Raw genomic sequence first — 17,161 nt, 5'->3', positions numbered from 1 at the left:
CGCGGCTCACTGGCGGCTCTCCTGCAACGGCGCGGGCTGGGCGGTGGTGGGCGCGGCCGGCGGTGCGATCGCGGTCGGGATGCCGGCGGACACTTCGTCCACCGGATCCGGCACCAATGCCGGGTCCAGGTCGGCCGGCTGCGGCTTGACCACCGGCTGCCCGGTCTTGCCGGCAGCCTGCGCGGCCAGCCACGACTGGATGTCGTCCGGCGGCACGTCCATCAGCCGCAGCGCGCCTTCCATCACCCGATGGAACACCGGTGCCGACACCAGGCCGCCGTAATACACCTTGCCCTGCGGATCGTTGATCACGATGACGGTGGCAAAGCGCGGACGCGTGGCCGGCACCAGGCCGGCGAACAGCGAGTTGTAATGCCCGCGCTCGTATCCGTTGGCGCCGTTCTTGCGCGCGGTACCGGTCTTGCCGGCCACGTGGTAGCCCAGGATCGCCGCGCCCTTGGCGCCACCCTGGGTGACCACGGTTTCCATCATGTCGATGACCTGGCGCGCCACTTCGGGGGTGACCACCTGGCGGGTCTCGTTGTGCTGGCCGCGCACGAAGGTCGGCGGGGTCAGCTTGCCGCCATTGCCCAGCGTGGCGTACGCCTGCGCGATCTGCAGCGGCGTCACCGACAGGCCGTAGCCGTACGACATCGTGGTCTTGGACGGGCCGCTCCAGCGCGCCGGCTGCAGCACCACACCGGCCGATTCGCCGGGAAACCCGCTATGCGGCGCAGCGCCGTAACCGAAGTTGCGGATCGACTGATAGAAGGTCTGGTCCGGCACCTTGGCCGCGATCTTGGCCGCGCCGATGTTGGAGCTGCGCGTGATCACGCCGGTGACGTTGAGCACGCCGTTGTTGCGCGGCACATCGCGGATGGTGAAGCGCCCCACCGACATGTAGCCGGGGTTGGTGTCGATGACGGTGTCCTTGGTCACCACGCCGGCGGTCAGCGCGGTGGCCACGGTCAGCGGCTTCATCGTCGAGCCCGGCTCGACCAGATCGGTGACCGCACGGTTGCGGCGCGCCGAGGGGTTGATGCCGGTGACCGCGTTGGGGTTGTAGGTCGGCAGGTTGACCATCGCCAGCACTTCGCCGGTGGCCACATCCATCACCACCATCGAGCCGCCGGCAGCGTTGTTTTCGACCAGCGCGTTGCGCAGCTCCTTGTAGGCCAGGAACTGGATGCGGCGATCGATGCTCAGCGTCAGGTCCTTGCCCGGCTGCGCCGGACGCACCAGATCCACGCTCTCCACGATCGCGCCGCGCGCATCGCGCACCACCTTCTTGGAGCCCGGCTTGCCGCGCAGCCATTCGTCGAAGGCCAGCTCCAGGCCTTCCTGGCCGCGGTCGTCGATATTGGTGAAGCCCAGCACGTGGGCCATCGCCTCGCCTTGCGGATAGAAGCGCCGGAACTCGCGCTGCGAGAACACGCCGGGAATCTTCAGATCGACAATCGCATGCGCCTTGTCCGGGTTGATCCGGCGCTGCAGGTACATGAATTCCTTGCCGGCCTTCTGCGCCAGCTTGGCGTTCAATTCGTCCAGCGGCTGGCCGAGCGCCTTGGCCAGCTCGGGAATGCGGTCCGGATTGCGCAACAGCTCCTGCGGATTGACCCAGATCGATTCCACCGGCGTGGACACCGCCAGCGGCTCGCCGTTGCGGTCGGTGATCATGCCGCGCGAGGTGGCGATCGGCAGCTCGCGCAGGTAGCGCGCTTCGCCCTGGCGCTGGTAGAAGTCACGGTTGACCAGCTGCACGAACGCCGCGCGGCCGATCAGCGTCACCGAGCACAGGCCCAGCGCGATGCCGACCAGCGTCAGGCGGCCACGCAGGTTGAAGTTGCTGCGCGCGCGGTTGCGGCCGGCCTTCATGGCGCACCTCCGTGTGCGCCACCCAGTGCGCCACCCTGCGGGCGGCTTCGCCGTGCAATACGGCTGTTGTGCAGATGTGTCATGGGCGCACGACCACGATGTCGTTGGTTTCCGGGAACTTCATCCCGATGCGCGCACGCGCGACCTGATCCACGCGGTTGCTTTCCGCCCAGGTGGCCTGCTCCAGCTGCAGCCGGCCGAATTCGATATTCAATTCATCGCGCGTGTGTTCGAGCTTGGACAACTGCACGAACAGCTTGCGATGCATGTGACGCATGTACACCACACCGATCGCCGAGGCGATGCTGCAGGCCAGCAGCACGATGAGCAGCAGGCGGCTCATGCGGCGTCTCCTTGAGGAGCCGGGAATCGGGATTCGGGATTCGGGATTCGTGAAGCAGCAGCACTGTCGCCTTTGCCCATTCCCGATTCCCCATTCCCCATTCCCAGCTTCTCGGCCACCCGCAACACCGCGCTACGGGCGCGCGGGTTCACGCTCAGTTCGGCGTCGTCGGCCTTGATGGCGCCGCTGATCAGCTGCAGCGTCGGCACGAAAGGCTGGGCTTCGGGCAGGCGGCGGTTGCTCGGCGGCGCCTTGGCGTAGCGGGCCATGAACTGCTTGACGATGCGGTCTTCCAGCGAGTGGAAGCTGATCACCGCCAGGCGGCCGCCGGGCTTGAGCGCGCCCAGGGCGGCATCCAGGCCGGCTTCCAGGTCGTCCAGCTCGCGGTTGATATAGATGCGGATCGCCTGAAAGCTGCGCGTGGCCGGATGGGTCTTGCTGTCGCCGCGCGGCATCACCGAGGCGATCAGCTCGGCCAGCTGCGCGGTGCGCAGCAGCGGCTGTTCGGCGCGGCGCGCCACGACGGCGCGCGCGATGCGGCGGCTCTGGCGCTCTTCGCCATAGGTCCACAGCACGTCGGCGATGTCGCGCTCGCTGGCCTGCGTCAGCCACTCGGCCGCGCTCTGGCCGGCATCCGGGTCCATGCGCATGTCCAACGGGCCGTCCTTGCCAAAACTGAAACCGCGCCCGGCCACATCCAGCTGCGGCGAGGACACGCCCAGATCCAGCAGGATGCCGTCGACGGTTGCCGCAGCGACCACCTGGCCGAGGCCGGCAAAGCTACCGCGATGGATGGACACGCGCGCATCGCCACCGAACGACTGTTCGGCCACGGCGATCGCGTCGGGGTCCTTGTCCATCACCAGCAGTCGACCTCCCGGGCCAAGGTGTTGCAGCACGCCACGGGCGTGTCCGCCACGTCCGAACGTGCCATCGAGATAAGTTCCGTTTTCGATCACCTGCAGGCCGTCCAGAACCTGCGTGTACAGCACCGGCACGTGGGCCGCCGGCGGCTGCGACACCGGGTGACCGGGCTGCGCTTCACCGCGCATCCGGGCACCCCGGCTCACAACCTGAGATCGAGCAATTCATCGCCCAGATCCCCGTCAGACAATGTCTGCTGGATCAGTGCGCGATGTGCCTGCTCGCTCCAGAGTTCGAATTTGTCGCCCATGCCCAGCAGCACGGCCTTCTTCTCGATGCCGACCGCGTTGCGGTGGCTGGCCGGGATGCTCAGACGGCCATTGGCGTCCAGCTCCAGCACTGCGGAAGAACCCACCAGTTTCTGCTGCAGCGTGCGGACCACGCGCTGGGTGTTGGGCTTGGACATCACATCGTCACGCACCCGCTCCCACTCCTTTTCCGCATACAGCCACAGGCAGCCGGCTTCGAACGGGTTGTAGGTGAGCACCAGGCGATTGCCGCTCACGCGCGTGACCAGGTCGCGGTACGCGGTTGGCACCGCCATACGCCCCTTGTCGTCCACCGTGATGGCAGTCTCGCCCTGAAACACCGAATACAACCTCGAATACCCGCTGGGGATCATTGAACCACGAAAAACCACAAAACACCTGGTTTTCCCTCCGTTGCCCACCTTAGCAGCGCGTCAAAGGTTGTCAACAACTTTGAGGGCCACAAATCGCCAGTCGCATCAATGAGTTGCGGCACTCTTTAGAGACTTGTTCAAAGGTTATCCACAAGTTGCTGTTTCATCTCAGATTTTGAGATTGAACAAAAATTCAGGGGCGTGAAGGCCATGTAAACCCGACCGCAGTCTCACTTCACACTGCGCCAGCTGCACATGGTCAATGCGCAAACAGGCGACAATCGGCGGCATGTGCCTGGTCGCTCTTGCCTGGAAAACCCACCCGCGCTGGCGCCTGCTGCTGGTGGGCAACCGCGATGAATTCCACGAGCGCCCGACCGCTGCGCTGGCGCGCTGGCCAGCACCCGCCGACGGGGTGCTGGCGGGCCGCGACCTGCGCTCGGGCGGCAGCTGGGTGGGCCTGGGCAGTGACGGCCGCGCCGCGGTGGTGACCAACGTGCGTGACCCGCTCGCCAGCGCGTCCGGCCGCTCGCGCGGTCACCTGATTGCCGATTACCTGGCCGGCAGCCTGGGCGCGGCCGTCTACGCAGGCGACCTGGCGGCCGCCGCGCACGAGTTCCCGCCGTTCAATCTGGTGGTGTGCGACGCCGAGCGCTGCGAACACCTCAGTAACCACCCGCCCCTGGCACGCACGCTGGCGCCTGGCATCCACGGCATGTCCAACGGCCCGCTGGACGCGCACTGGCCCAAGACCGCTACGTTGACCGCGGCCTTGCACGACTGGTGCGCCGCAGGCAGCGACGACCTGCAACCGCTGTGGACCGCCCTGGGCAACCCCGCCATCGCGCCGGACCACGCCCTGCCCCACACCGGCGTGGACCTGCCCACCGAACGCCTGCTGTCGGCCGCCTTCATCAGCGGCGCCAGCTACGGCACCCGCGCCAGCACCATCGTCGCGGTGGACCACCACGGCAACGGCTTCATCCACGAACGGCGCTTCGGCCCGAACGGCATCTTCCAGGGCGAGACGCGGCTGGAGATTTAGAGACACCGGCACTGCGTGGCGGGACGATGAGGCGAGAAACAAAGGGCCTGGCCCACGCATCGCCCCCGTAGGCAGGCAAATGCAGATCGCCCAGCCCCCCTTCTCCCCGCCTGCGGGAGAAGGTGGCGCGCAGCGCCGGATGAGGGAATGGGCACCCCGTCCCCACGGCGCCCCCACCCGCCCTTCGGGCACCTTCCCCCGCAGGCGGTGGAGGACAGATATCTCCGGGACCGCTCTTTCCCTTCCCGCAAGCCGGGAGGAAGCAGACCGCATCGCTCTCCTTCTCCCGCTCGCGGGAGAAGGTGGCGCGCAGCGCCGGATGAGGGTGGGATCCGCCACGCATTCCCGCGCTGCCCCCATCCGCCCTTCGGGCACCTTCCCCCGCAAGCGGTGGAAGGCAAAAAGGTCTGGACCCGCCCGCCCCCCCTCCGTAAGCCGGGAGAACAAAGCAGCAGTCATTACCAAGCAATTCCATCGACAGCAGTTCCATCGATGGCGGACGACCCGACGCTCCAGCAGTGCACCCGAGTGCAAGCCCCCTTGAGTCAAGGGGGCGCGGCGACAGCCGCAGGGGTGTGGCATGCCCGGAGCGGGACCCGCGTTTTGTACCGCCAACGGCGGTACAAAGCGTGGGCACCTTCGAGAAGGGCGAACGCCCGAACGAAGGTGGCGGAGCCGGCCGGTAAGCCGGGTTCTGTCGTGGACAGTCATTCGTCTAGGCGCTACGTCACCGCAGCGCTCAAGCAACCTACCCGGATCCAGCGCGGGCCACGCCAATGGATCCCTATTTGGTCTTGCTCCAGGTGGGGTTTGCCGTGCCGGTCCGTTACCGGACTCGCGGTGCGCTCTTACCGCACCATTTCACCCTTACCGGCCCCTCGCCACCCCTCTGCAGCCTCTAAACGCACTTGGCGATGCTGCGCATCGCCGACACGCGTCAGTGGCGGCAGAGGGGTGACGAGGGACGTAGGCGGTATCTTTCTGTTGCACTTTCCGTCGGCTCGCGCCGCCCAGGCGTTACCTGGCACCTTGCCCTATGGAGCCCGGACTTTCCTCGGCACTCTTGCGAGTGACGCGACTGTCTGGCCGACTCCGCCGGGGCGCACTATACGCTATCGCCACCGTGCACAACGGCGCCGCGACTTCCCCCCGCCAGCGCCGGTAGGCCCGCAATTGCCCGTAGGAGCGCACCCGGGCGCGAAAGGCCTTACCGAGAAAAATCCCAATGCACGTAAACCCGCTCCTGCAACAGCACAGCTAGCCGCCATACAAGGCCTTGCGCGGCGCACCGGTCAGTTCGGCGGCCAGCTTGGCGGCCGTGGACGGCGGCAGGTGCTCGGCAAGCTTGGCGTAGACGCGGCGGCCTTCGGCCAGCAGGCCTTCGGCGGCGTCGGCGGCGCCCTGCACCATCACCACGAACTCGCCCTTGCGCTGGTTGTCGTCGGCTTCGACCTTGGCCTGCAACTGCGCCAGGGTGCCGTCGAGCACGGTTTCGAACAGCTTGGTCAGCTCGCGGGCGATCACCGCCGGGCGCTCGTCGCCGAAGGCCAGGCGCAGGTCGGCCAGCGATTCGACGATGCGGTGCGAGGACTCGTAGAACACCAGGGTGCGGGTTTCGCCGGCCAGGTGCGCCAGGCGCTCGCGACGCGCGGCGCTCTTGGCCGGCAAAAAGCCCTCAAAGCCGAAGCGGTCGCTGGGCAGGCCGGCCACGCTGAGCGCAGCGATCGCCGCGCAGGCGCCGGGAACCGGGCTGACCCGGATCCCGGCCGCGCGGGCGGCGCGCACCAGCTTGAAGCCGGGGTCGCTGACCAGCGGGGTGCCGGCATCGCTGACGATGGCCAGCGACTCGCCCTCGCGCAGGCGCGCGACGATGCGCTCGGACATGGCGTCTTCGTTGTGGTCGTGCAGGGCCAGCAGCGGGCGGTCGATGCCGAAGTGGCCGAGCAGCTGGCGGGTGTGGCGGGTGTCTTCGGCGCAGATCGCGGCCACGCCACGCAGCACCTCCTGCGCACGCGGCGACAGGTCGGCCAGGTTGCCGATCGGCGTGGCGACCACGTGCAGGGTTCCAGGGGAGGTCATCGACGGTATTCCGTAGGGCAAAGGGTAGAATCGTAGCGTTTTTAACGGTCCGCCCCGGCGGGCCCCGTCCAATGGATCTGAAATGAACAAGCGTGTTGCAAGGATCTCCGCCCTGTCACTGATGGTGATGCTGGCCGCCGGTTGCGCCACCAGCAGCGTCACCCAGACCGCCTCGCCGACCCAGAGCGCGGCGCTGGCGTTGCTGGACCAGGGCAAGCCGCGCGAGGCGGCGCAGCAGCTGGAAGCCGAGGCCGTCGGCGCCAGCGGTGCGCAGCGCAGCCGCCTGCTGGCCGCGTCCGCGTTCGGCTGGCACGACGCCGGCGATGACGCACGTGCGCGCACGCTGCTGGCGCAGGTCACCGCGCGGCATCTCGGCGGCGAAGACCGCGCCCGCTTCGCGCTGCTGACCGGCGAGCTGGCGGTGATCGACAAGCAGGCCGCGCAGGCGCTGCAGGCCCTGGGCGACAGCCCGCAAGGCCTGCCCCAGCCGCTGCAGACCCGCTGGCTGCTGGCACGCGCCGCCGCACTGGAAGGCACCGGCGACCTGTTCGGCGCTGCCGCCGACCGCGCACGCGCCGATGCCAGCCTGACCGGCACCCCGCGCAGCGAGAACCAGCGCGCGATCGTGCGCCTGCTGGCCGCACTCGACGACGCCACGCTGAAGGGCCGCACCGCGGCGCTACCGGCGGGCGATCCGCTGTACAACTTCGCCGGCCGCGCCCTGATCAGCCGCGGCCTGGCGCTGCCGCGCGCGTTCGACCGCGACGCGCAATGGGGCTTTGACACCAGCAAGCGCCCGCCGGCCGAACGCGATGGCTATCGCCCGCCGATCAAGCTGGGCGTGTTGCTGCCGCTCAGCGGCAACCTGGCCACCGCCTCGGCGCCGGTGCGCGACGGTCTGCTGGCCGGCTACTACGCCGAAACCCGCCGCCGCCCGGAACTGCGCTTCTTCGACACCGCCGGCACTGCCGCCGGCGCCAATGCCGCCTACGACAAGGCAGTGAGCGCCGGGGTGGATTACGTGGTCGGCCCGCTGGGGCGCGACGAAGTCAGCGCCGTGTTCGCACGCGGCCAGCTGGCGGTGCCGGTGCTGGCGCTCAACCGCCCCACCGACAACAAGGCACCGCCCAGCGGCAGCGCCGGCTTCTCGCTGGCGCCGGAAGACGACGGCATCATGGCCGCCGAATACCTGCTCTCGCGCGAGCGCCGCAATGTGCTGATCGTCGGCACCAGCGACGACAACGGCAAGCGCACCATCAAGGCCTTCCGCGACCGCTTCAGCGAACGCGGCGGCACCATCGCCGGCAGCATCAGCGTGGCCGAGGTGCCGGGCGACATCGGTGCGCAGCTGCGCAACTATGGCACCGCCGATGCGGTGTTCCTGGCGGTGCGTGGCAACACCGCGCGCGCGCTGGCGCCGCAACTGGCCTTGAGCGGGTTCGCCGGCAAGTCGCGCGTGGGCACCTCGCAGCTGGTGGCCGGCACCGGCAAGGTCGAAGACGACCTGGCCCTGGACGGCATCGTCTACCCGAGCGAGACCTGGACCGCGCTGGGCGTGTCCGGGCTGCCGGCTTCCACCCAGGTCGCCAGCACGTTGCCCAGCGCGCGCGGACCGGGGGCGCGCCTGTTCGCCTTCGGCTACGACGCCTGGAAGATCAGCGCGTATCTGGAAAAGCTCGCCACCGGCACCGATGGCGGCCTGCGCGGCGCCACCGGCACCCTGCATCTGGACGGCTTCGGCAACGTGCTGCGCACCCCGGCCTGGTCCACCTTCAACGGTGGCCGCCCGGTGCCGATCGCCGACGGCCGCTGACGCCATGCCGGCAGCGCGTCAGCAACGTGGTGCGGCGGTGGAAGCGGCCGCCCGCGCACTGCTGGAGCAAGCCGGGCTGCGGCTGGTGGTGGGCAATGCCAGCTACCGCGGCGGCGAACTGGATCTGGTGATGCGCGACGGACAGGCGCTGGTGTTCGTGGAGGTGCGTTATCGCCGCGACAACCGCTTCGGCGGTGGCGCGGCATCGGTGGATGCGCGCAAGCGCCGCAAGCTGGTGCTGGCCGCGCAATTGTTCCTTGCCTATCACCCGGCACTGGCGACACTGCCGTGCCGCTTCGACGTGGTGGAAGCCAGCGGCGAGCCGCCGGTGCTGAACTGGATCCGCGACGCCTTCCGCGCCGACGACTGCTGACAACGACCCACGCGCGATGCCCACCATCATCACCCACGCCGCCGTGCCGCTGGCGCTCTGGTGCGCCAGTGAACGCGGCCGCCTGTCGCCACGCCTGCTCGCTGCCGGCATCGTCGCGGCGATGTTGCCGGACGCCGATGTGCTGGCGTTCGCGTTGCATGTTCCGTACGCCGATGCGTTCGGCCATCGCGGCGCCAGCCACTCGTTGCTGTACGCCGGGCTGATCGCGCTGCTGGGGGGTGTTGCGCATCGCCTGTTGCGTGCGGACGCGCTGCAGGCAGCAACGTTCTTGTGCGTCTGCGCCGCATCGCATCCGCTGCTGGATGCGATGACCTCCGGCGGATTGGGTGTTGCGCTGGCCTGGCCATGGAGCGAGGCACGCTGGTTCGCACCGTGGCGGCCGATCCGCGTGTCGCCCTTCGTCAATGGTTTCTTCAATGCGCGCGGCCTGGCCACGCTGCTCTCCGAGCTGCGCTGGGTCTGGCTGCCGCTCACCGCCGCCGCGCTGGGATGGAGATGTATCCAGCGCGCGGCACCACAGGATCACCTGTCATGACCGATGTGCTTCCCACTGCCCTGGCCGACTTGCTGGCCGCGCGGCTTGGCCCCGATGGCTGGCTGACCGGCGCCGACGCGCGGCGCCGCCATGGCGAAGACGATTCGCGCCGCTGGGCCTTGCCCGCCGCCGTCGCCCTGCCGCGCGATACCGAGGAGGTGGTGGCGATCGTGCAGGCCTGTCGCGCCCATGGCGTGCCGATCGTGGCGCGTGGCGCGGGCACCGGCACCACCGGTGCGGCAGTGCCGTTTTCCGGCGGCGTGGTGGTGTCGATGGCGCGCATGAATCGCATCGTGGCCTTGCGCCCGGAAGACCGCTGCGCCGTGGTGCAACCGGGCCTGCTCAACGGCGAACTGCAGCAGGCCCTGCAGCCGCACGGCCTGTTCTGGCCACCGGATCCGTCCAGCGCGGACATCTGCAGCGTCGGCGGCAACCTGGCCACCAATGCCGGCGGCCCGCGCGCGGTGAAATACGGCGCCACCCGCGACAACGTGCTCGGCCTGGTCGCTGTGACCGGCACCGGCGAGGTGATCCGCTGCGGCGGTGCATACACGAAGAATTCCACCGGTTACGACCTGACGCATCTGCTGGTCGGCAGCGAAGGCACCCTGGCGATCATCGTCGAGGCGACCTTGAAGCTGACACCACGTGCGATCGCACAAGCCGGTTTGCGCGCGCTGTATCGCGACGCGGCCAGCGCCGCGGCAGCGGTGTCGCGCATCATGGCGCAACCGACCACGCCGACAATGCTGGAATTCATGGATGCCAGTGCGATTGCGCTATTGCGCCGCAACGGCAGCGATGTCCCCGAGGCCGGCGCGATGCTGCTGATCGAAGCCGATGGCGATCACGACACCCTGCCCTACGCACTGCAGGCCTTGCACGCTGCAGCCGAGGGCGAGGGCGTGGTGAGCCTGGACGTGGCCGCCGATGGCAGCGCGCGCGACAAGCTGTGGGCGGCACGCCGCGCACTGTCGCCGGCGCTGCGCACGATCAAGCCCGGCAAGATCAACGAAGACGTGGTGGTGCCGGTGTCGCGCATCCCCGACTTGGTGGCCGGCGTGGAGGCATTGGCTGCGGAATTCGCGCTGCCGATTGTGGCTTTCGGCCATGCCGGCAATGGCAACCTGCACGTCAACATCATGTACGACCCGGCCAATGCCGACGAAGACGCACGCGCCCATGCCGCATTGCCGCGCCTGTTTGCGCTGGTGCTGGCGCTGGAAGGCACGCTCTCCGGCGAGCACGGCATCGGCGTGGCCAAGCGCGACTTCATGGCCCAGGCCTTCAGCGCACCGACGCTGGCGGCGATGCGCGCGATCAAGGCCGCGCTGGATCCGGACGGGATCCTGAATCCGGGCAAGGTGCTGCCACCGCTCGAGTGACGCTGCCGCCTCAGCGCGTCACCCCGATGAAGCGCAGCCCCACGCCCGGTTCGGTGACGATGTAATGCGGGGCGGCGGCATCGTCGTGCAGTTTCTGGCGCAGCTTGCCGACCAGGATGCGCAGGTAATGGGTGTCGTCTTCATGGGTGGGGCCCCACACCTCGCGCAGCAGCTGCGGCTGGGTGACCACGCGGCCGGCGTGCTTGAACAGCAGCGCGAGCAGGGCGTATTCCTTGCGACTCAAGGGCACCGCCTCGCCATCGAGGGTGACCTCGCGCAGGCCCAGGTGGATGTGCAGGCGGCCGTCGTCGAACACGCTCTCCTCCACCGTGCTGCCGGCGCCGGCCTGGCGCAGCAGCGCGCGGATGCGCGCCATCAGTTCCTGCACGCCGAACGGCTTGGTGACGTAGTCGTTGGCGCCGGCATCGAGCGCGGCGACCTTTTCGGTTTCGCCGGCGCGCACGGTGAGCATGATCACCGGCACGCTGGACCACTGGCGGATCTCGCGCAGCACCTCGTGGCCGTCGCGATCGGGCAGGCCGATGTCCAGCACCACCAGTTCGGCGCCCTGCCCGGCCAGCATGGCCAGGCCTTCCTCGGCGGTGCCGGCCTGCAGCACGCGATACCCCTGTGCGCGCAGGCTGATGTCGAGAAACCGGCGGATCTGCGGCTCGTCGTCGACGATCAGCACGCGGGCAGGCGGGATGGCAGTGGGGTCAGTCGGCATCGGGGCGAGGTGGCGCGGCGGGAACGAGCAACGGCAGCGTAATGCGGATCGTGGTGCCGTGACCATCGGCGCCGGCCAGCGCCTCCACGCTGCCGCCATGCGCGCCGATCATGCCCTGGCAGATGGTCAGGCCCAGCCCGGTGCCATGGCGGCCGCGGTCGCCACGCTCCACGCTGTAGAACATGTCGAAGATGCGCGCGCGCTCGTCCTCGGGAATGCCGGGGCCCTGGTCGCCGATATCGATCTGCAGGGCGCCGGCCTGCAGCCGCGCCTGTACGGTGACGGCCACGCCGGCTGGCGAAAATTTCGCCGCGTTCTCCAGCACGTTGAAGATGGCCTGCTCCACCAGCGCCGGGTGCACCCAGATCGCCGGCAGGTCGGTAGCCAGCTCCAGGTGCAGGCGCACCGCCGGCTGGTAGCGCTGCAGCCGCCGCGTGGCCGAGCCGATCAACTCGTCCACGCCGATCCAGTCGCGCTTCAAGGTCAGCCCGGTATGGCCGAGCCGGGTCATGTCGAGCAGGTTCTGGATGTAGCGATCCAGCCGCTCGCCTTCCAGCTGGATGGTGTCCAGCAGGCTGTGGCGGTCCTGCGCGTCCATTGCATCGCCGTAGCTGGCCAGGCTGCTGGCCGAGCCGATCATCGAGGCCAGCGGCGAGCGCAGATCGTGCGAGACCGAGGACAGCAATGCCGAGCGCAGGCGCTCGGTTTCGCCACTGACGCGCGCGCCCTCCAGATCGGCGACCAGGCGCGTGCGCAGCGCTGCCTGGCCGATGTCCTCCACCATCGCTTCGGCCAGCCGACGTTGCTCCAGGCCGGGCCGCTGCACGCTCTGACGAAAGCGCAACGCGGCCACGCCCAGGCTGCCACGTTCGTGCCGCACCGGCAGGCACCACCACTGCGCGCCGGCCAGCGTATCGGTGAAGTGGCCGGCCGGCTGCCCGTGGCGCTGGGTCCACTCCGCCGCGCTGCGATCGAGTGCGCCGAAGCTGGCCGGCGCATCGCTTTCGCGTTGCTCCAGCCGCAACCAGGCCTCGGCATCCAGTGCAGTGGCCAGCGCACGGCGGCCGGCTTCCAGCACCTGCCCCAGGTCGGCGGCGGTGCTGAGCTCGCGGGCCAGCGCCTGCAGTGCATTGGCATGCGCGTTGGCGGCGCGCAGGGCCAGCACCTGGCTGCGCAGGCGCGAGGCCAGGCGGCCGGCGACCAGCGCGGCGATCAGGAACAGGCATACCGTCACCACGCCCTGGCGCGCGCTGATGTGCAGGGTGAAGCGCGGTTCGATGAAGAAGAAGTTGTAGGCGACAAAACTCAGCAGCGCGGCGATCACCGCCGCGGCCATGCGCGTGCGCGAGGCCACCAGCACCACCGCGACGATGAACACCATCGACAGGTCGTCGATGTCGGTCCAGCGCTGGATCACCCACGCCACCGCGACCGCTGCAGCGGCGGCGATCGCCGCAAACGCCAGGTCGTAACGCTGCAGCCACTGGCGCGGATTGCGCCAACGCTGGCGCGCGCGTGCACGTGCATCGGCGGAGCTGACGATGACCAGTTCGTAATGCGCGCCACGCTGCAGCAGTTGCTGGGTCAGCGTGCGGTTGAACATGCGCGCCAGCGGGCGTTCGCGCGTACGCCCCAGCACCAGCGTGGACACGCCGTTTTGCGCAGCGAAATCCAGCAATGCCTGCGCGACGTTGGCGCCATGCAGCAGCGCGGTATCGCCACCCAACCGACGTGTCAGTGCGAACGCGCGGTCGATCTCCAGCTGCCAGGCGGCATCGGCCACGGTGCGTGTCTGCACGGTGACCACCGTCCACGGCGCATCGCGCCGCTCGGACAGCCGCCGCGCCACCCGCACCAGATAATCCGAGCCGCCACGCCCATCGATGGCCACCACCACGCGGCGACGCAAGGCGGCGGTGCCGGGCAGGCCGCGCGCGGCCTGGGTGTCGCGCAGATCGCTGTCGACGCGGTCGGCCGCGGTCTGCATCGCCAGCTCGCGCAGGGCGGTGAGGTTGGAGGGCGAGAAGAACGCCTGCAGGGCCTGGGTGGCCTGTTCGGGCAGATACACCTTGCCCTGCTGCAGGCGTTCGATCAGTTCGCGTGGCGGCAGATCCACCAGCACGATGTCGCGCAGGCGATCGAACACCGCATCGGGCACGGTCTCGGACACGCGCACCCCGGTGATGCGCAGCACGATGTCGTTGAGGCTTTCCAGATGCTGGATGTTGACCGTGGTGTAGACATCGATGCCGGCATCGAGCAGTTCCACGATGTCCTGCCAGCGCCGCTCGTGCCGGCTGCCCGGTACATTGCGATGCGCCAGCTCGTCGATCAGGGCCAGCTTCGGCCTGCGCGCGAGCAAGGCATCCAGGTCGAGCTCTTCCAGCTGCCGGCCCTGGTAGCTGATGCGGGTACGCGCCAGCAACGGCAGGCCATCCAGCAGTGCGGCGGTCTCGCTGCGGCCGTGCGTTTCCACCACTCCGGCCACCACGTCCATGCCCTGGCGCAGGCGCTCGCGCGCGCGCGACAACATGGCGTAGGTCTTGCCCACGCCCGGCGCGGCGCCCAGAAAAACCGTCAGGCGCCCGCCATGTTCGCGCTGCAGTTCGCCGATCAGCGCGTCGGCTTGTTGGGTGCGGGCGTCGATCATGGAGGCCGGGATTGGGGAGTCGGGATTGGGGATGTGTGGAGCCTACCGCGAGCTGACAGATCTAGCGTTGTGGCTTTGACCCATTCCCGATTCCCGACTCCCCATTCCCGGCGCGATCCAGCGCCAGGTTCAGCGCCAGCACATTCACCCGCGGCTGCCCGAGCAGGCCGAACTGTGGCGATTCGGTGGCGGCCTGGACCAGCGCGGCGACCCGTTGCTCCGGCCAGCCGCGCGCGGTGGCGACGCGGCGCAGTTGCACCTGCACCGCGACCGGACTCAGGTGCGGGTCCAGGCCACTGCCGGACTGGGTCAGCAATTCGCCGGGAACTGCCTCCGGCGCGATGCCGTCGCGTGCCGCCACCTCGGCGCGCGTGGCGGCGATGCGGGTCTGCAGGTCTGGATTGGAACGCGCCTGGTTGCTGCCGGCCGCCGCGGTCGGGTCGTACTTGGCGGCCGAGGGGCGTGGCTGGAAATAGCGCGCGTCGGCAAACGGCTGGGCCACCAGGGCCGAGCCGACCACCCGCGCGTCATCGCGCAGCAGCGAGCCATGCGCCTGCACCGGGAACAGCGCGCCAGTGATGCCGGTGGCGACCAGCGAATAGCTCAGGCCCAGGCCCAGCAGGATGAACAGCGCCAGCATCACCGCCCCGCGCAGGGCGCCGTCGTCGCGCAACGGCAGCGCAGCGGGTGTACCGGTTTTCGAAGAAATCGTCATGACTCAGTTCCCCAGGGTGGCGACAAGCGCCAGGTCGATCAACTTGATGGCGGCAAACGGCAGCAACACGCCGCCCACGCCGTACATCAGCATGTTCCGGCGCAGCAGGGCCGTGGCGCTGGACGGACGAAAGCGCACGCCGCGCAAGGCCAGCGGGATCAATGCCGGGATGATCAACGCATTGAAGATCAACGCCGCCAGCACCGCATGCCGCGGGTTGGACAGCTGCATCACGTTGAGCGCGGCCATCGACGGAATTGCCGCGGCAAACAACGCCGGCAGGATCGCGAAATACTTGGACACGTCGTTGGCCAGCGAGAACGTGGTCAGCGCACCGCGCGTGATCAGCTGCTGCTTGCCCACTTCGACCACCGCCAGCAGCTTGGCCGGATCCGAATCCAGGTCCACCATGTTGCCGGCCTCCTTGGCCGCCTGCGTGCCGGAGTTCATTGCCAGGCCCACATCGGCCTGGGCCAGCGCCGGCGCATCGTTGGTGCCGTCGCCCACCATCGCCACCAGCCGCCCGCCGGCCTGCTCGGCGCGGATGCGGGCCAGCTTGTCTTCCGGCCGCGCCTGGGCGATGTAATCGTCCACGCCGGCTTCGGCGGCAATCGCGGCGGCGGTGAGCGGGTTGTCGCCGGTGATCATCACCGTCTTGATACCCATCGCACGCAGCTGCGCGAACTTCTCCTTGATGCCTTGCTTGACCACGTCGCTCAGCTCGACCACGCCCAGCACATGCCGGCCTTCGGCCACCACCAGCGGGGTGGCGCCGCCGCGTGCGACCTCTTCGATACGTCCTTGCAATTCCGGTGACACCGTCGCGCCCATGCCCTGCACATACGCCACGATCGAATCGCCAGCGCCCTTGCGGATGCTGCGCCCGGCCAGATCGACGCCGGACATGCGGGTCTGCGCGGTGAAGGCGATGAAATGCGCGCCCTCCGGCTCGACAGCCACGGCACCCTGCTGGCGCGCCAGCTTGACGATGGACTTGCCTTCCGGCGTCGGGTCGGCCAGCGAGGCGAGCATGGCCGCATCGCGCAGTTGCGCACGGTCGATACCGGCCAGCGGATGGAACGCGGTGGCCTGGCGGTCGCCGTAGGTGATGGTGCCGGTCTTGTCGAGCAACAGCACGTCCACGTCGCCGGCCACTTCCACCGCCTTGCCGGATTTGGCCAGCACATTGGCCGACAGCGCGCGGTTCATGCCGGCGATGCCGATGGCCGGCAACAGCCCGCCGATGGTGGTTGGAATCAGGCATACCAGCAGCGCGATCAACAACAGCGGATCCAGCGTGACCCCGACGAAACCGGCAATTGCCGGCAACGAGGCGACCACGATCAGGAAGGTCAGCGTCATCGCCGCCAGCAACAAGGTGAGCGCGATTTCGTTTGGCGTCTTCTGCCGGTTGGCGCCTTCCACCAGGGCGATCATGCGATCGAGAAAACTCTGCCCCGGTTCGGCGGTGACCTTGAACACGATCTCGTCGGAAAGCACACGCGTACCGCCGATCACGCCACTGCGATCGGTGCCGGCCTCGCGCAGCACCGGTGCCGATTCGCCGGTCACCGCCGCTTCGTTGATCGTTGCAACACCGCGCACGATTTCGCCATCGGCCGGGACGAACTCGCCTTCGGACACCATCACGTAGTCGCCCGGGCGCAGCTCGGCCGCCGGCACGCGGGTCTCGCGGCCACCGAGTGCGGTTTCCACCCGGCGCGCGACCAGATCCTTGCGCGCACGGCGCAGCGATGCGGCCTGCCCACGCCCGCGCGCTTCGGCGATGGCCTCGGCAAAGTTGCCGAACAGCACGGTCACGAACAGGATCGCCGTCACCGCCCAGCCGAACCCGGCATTGCCATGCCCGCTGGCGGTGATCACCGCCGCCAGCACCGTGCCGCCCATCACCACCGCCATCACCGGGCTGCGCAGCAGATGCCGCGGCGCCAACTTGCGGAAGGCTGCGCGTATCGCCGCCACCAGCACGGCAGCATCGAACAACGCTGCGTCACCGCGCTCGCGTTTTTCAGTCGTATCGATCGTAGACATTG

Annotated in this window: 14 protein-coding genes and 1 other RNA gene; 5 read left to right on the top strand and 10 right to left on the bottom strand. The window is 68.9% G+C overall.

The window, feature by feature from the left end:
* Positions 1-6 precede the first annotated feature (6 nt).
* From H7A86_RS03885 to mraZ, 4 genes are all read right to left on the bottom strand, one after another.
* Positions 7-1,875 (bottom strand): peptidoglycan D,D-transpeptidase FtsI family protein, encoded by a 1,869-nt coding sequence (locus H7A86_RS03885; protein ID WP_119130736.1) that lies wholly within the window; start codon positions 1,873-1,875, stop codon positions 7-9.
* Between the two features lie 79 nt (positions 1,876-1,954).
* Positions 1,955-2,218, bottom strand: a complete 264-nt coding sequence (ftsL, locus tag H7A86_RS03880) for a cell division protein FtsL (protein WP_005991913.1) — start codon at positions 2,216-2,218, stop codon at positions 1,955-1,957.
* A complete protein-coding gene (gene rsmH, locus H7A86_RS03875) occupies positions 2,215-3,270 on the bottom strand; it encodes a 16S rRNA (cytosine(1402)-N(4))-methyltransferase RsmH (protein ID WP_180708032.1) in 1,056 nt (351 codons plus the stop codon). Before rsmH ends, ftsL begins: the two co-directional genes overlap by 4 nt.
* 14 nt (positions 3,271-3,284) lie before the next feature.
* Complete coding sequence (mraZ, locus tag H7A86_RS03870; protein WP_016903087.1) at positions 3,285-3,740, bottom strand: division/cell wall cluster transcriptional repressor MraZ; 456 nt, start codon at positions 3,738-3,740, stop codon at positions 3,285-3,287.
* A gap of 313 nt (positions 3,741-4,053) precedes the next feature.
* Between mraZ and H7A86_RS03865 the strand changes: the two genes are divergently transcribed.
* Positions 4,054-4,809: an NRDE family protein gene (locus H7A86_RS03865; RefSeq protein WP_119130734.1), complete on the top strand. Its 756-nt coding sequence runs from the start codon at positions 4,054-4,056 to the stop codon at positions 4,807-4,809.
* Positions 4,810-5,476: 667 nt separating this feature from the next.
* On the opposite strand, the gene rnpB is transcribed toward H7A86_RS03865, so the two are convergent.
* Both rnpB and rsmI read right to left on the bottom strand, forming a co-directional pair.
* Positions 5,477-5,903, bottom strand: an RNA gene (gene rnpB / locus H7A86_RS03860) — RNase P RNA component class A.
* Positions 5,904-6,066: 163 nt separating this feature from the next.
* Positions 6,067-6,888: a 16S rRNA (cytidine(1402)-2'-O)-methyltransferase gene (gene rsmI / locus H7A86_RS03855; protein ID WP_104649691.1), complete on the bottom strand. Its 822-nt coding sequence runs from the start codon at positions 6,886-6,888 to the stop codon at positions 6,067-6,069.
* Between the two features lie 82 nt (positions 6,889-6,970).
* On the opposite strand from rsmI, the gene H7A86_RS03850 reads away from it, so the two are divergent.
* The 4 genes from H7A86_RS03850 to H7A86_RS03835 are packed head-to-tail and all read left to right on the top strand — an operon-like array spanning position 6,971 to position 11,015.
* Positions 6,971-8,701 (top strand): penicillin-binding protein activator, encoded by a 1,731-nt coding sequence (locus H7A86_RS03850; protein ID WP_119130724.1) that lies wholly within the window; start codon positions 6,971-6,973, stop codon positions 8,699-8,701.
* Between the two features lie 4 nt (positions 8,702-8,705).
* A complete protein-coding gene (locus H7A86_RS03845) occupies positions 8,706-9,074 on the top strand; it encodes a YraN family protein (RefSeq protein ID WP_104584541.1) in 369 nt (122 codons plus the stop codon).
* A gap of 16 nt (positions 9,075-9,090) precedes the next feature.
* The gene (locus H7A86_RS03840; protein WP_119130723.1) at positions 9,091-9,630 is read left to right on the top strand and encodes a metal-dependent hydrolase; all 540 of its coding nucleotides are present in this window, start codon (positions 9,091-9,093) and stop codon (positions 9,628-9,630) included.
* Positions 9,627-11,015, top strand: coding sequence for an FAD-binding oxidoreductase (locus H7A86_RS03835; RefSeq protein WP_119130722.1), 1,389 nt, complete (start codon positions 9,627-9,629; stop codon positions 11,013-11,015). Before H7A86_RS03840 ends, H7A86_RS03835 begins: the two co-directional genes overlap by 4 nt.
* A gap of 10 nt (positions 11,016-11,025) precedes the next feature.
* Here the strand turns inward: H7A86_RS03835 and H7A86_RS03830 are convergent, their stop codons facing one another.
* From H7A86_RS03830 to kdpB, 4 genes are all read right to left on the bottom strand, one after another.
* A complete protein-coding gene (locus H7A86_RS03830; protein ID WP_104584534.1) occupies positions 11,026-11,742 on the bottom strand; it encodes a response regulator in 717 nt (238 codons plus the stop codon).
* Complete coding sequence (locus H7A86_RS03825; protein WP_119130721.1) at positions 11,732-14,392, bottom strand: sensor histidine kinase; 2,661 nt, start codon at positions 14,390-14,392, stop codon at positions 11,732-11,734. Before H7A86_RS03825 ends, H7A86_RS03830 begins: the two co-directional genes overlap by 11 nt.
* A 61-nt stretch (positions 14,393-14,453) precedes the next feature.
* Complete coding sequence (kdpC, locus tag H7A86_RS03820) at positions 14,454-15,107, bottom strand: potassium-transporting ATPase subunit KdpC (protein WP_119130720.1); 654 nt, start codon at positions 15,105-15,107, stop codon at positions 14,454-14,456.
* Positions 15,108-15,110: 3 nt separating this feature from the next.
* Positions 15,111-17,159, bottom strand: coding sequence for a potassium-transporting ATPase subunit KdpB (gene kdpB / locus H7A86_RS03815; RefSeq protein WP_115676095.1), 2,049 nt, complete (start codon positions 17,157-17,159; stop codon positions 15,111-15,113).
* Positions 17,160-17,161: the final 2 nt, after the last annotated feature.

It is taken from the genome of Xanthomonas euroxanthea, assembly GCF_903989455.1.
GTDB lineage: Bacteria > Pseudomonadota > Gammaproteobacteria > Xanthomonadales > Xanthomonadaceae > Xanthomonas > Xanthomonas euroxanthea.
The sequence above is the reverse complement of the archived record's forward strand: the minus strand, read 5'-3'. Positions and strand labels throughout refer to the sequence as shown.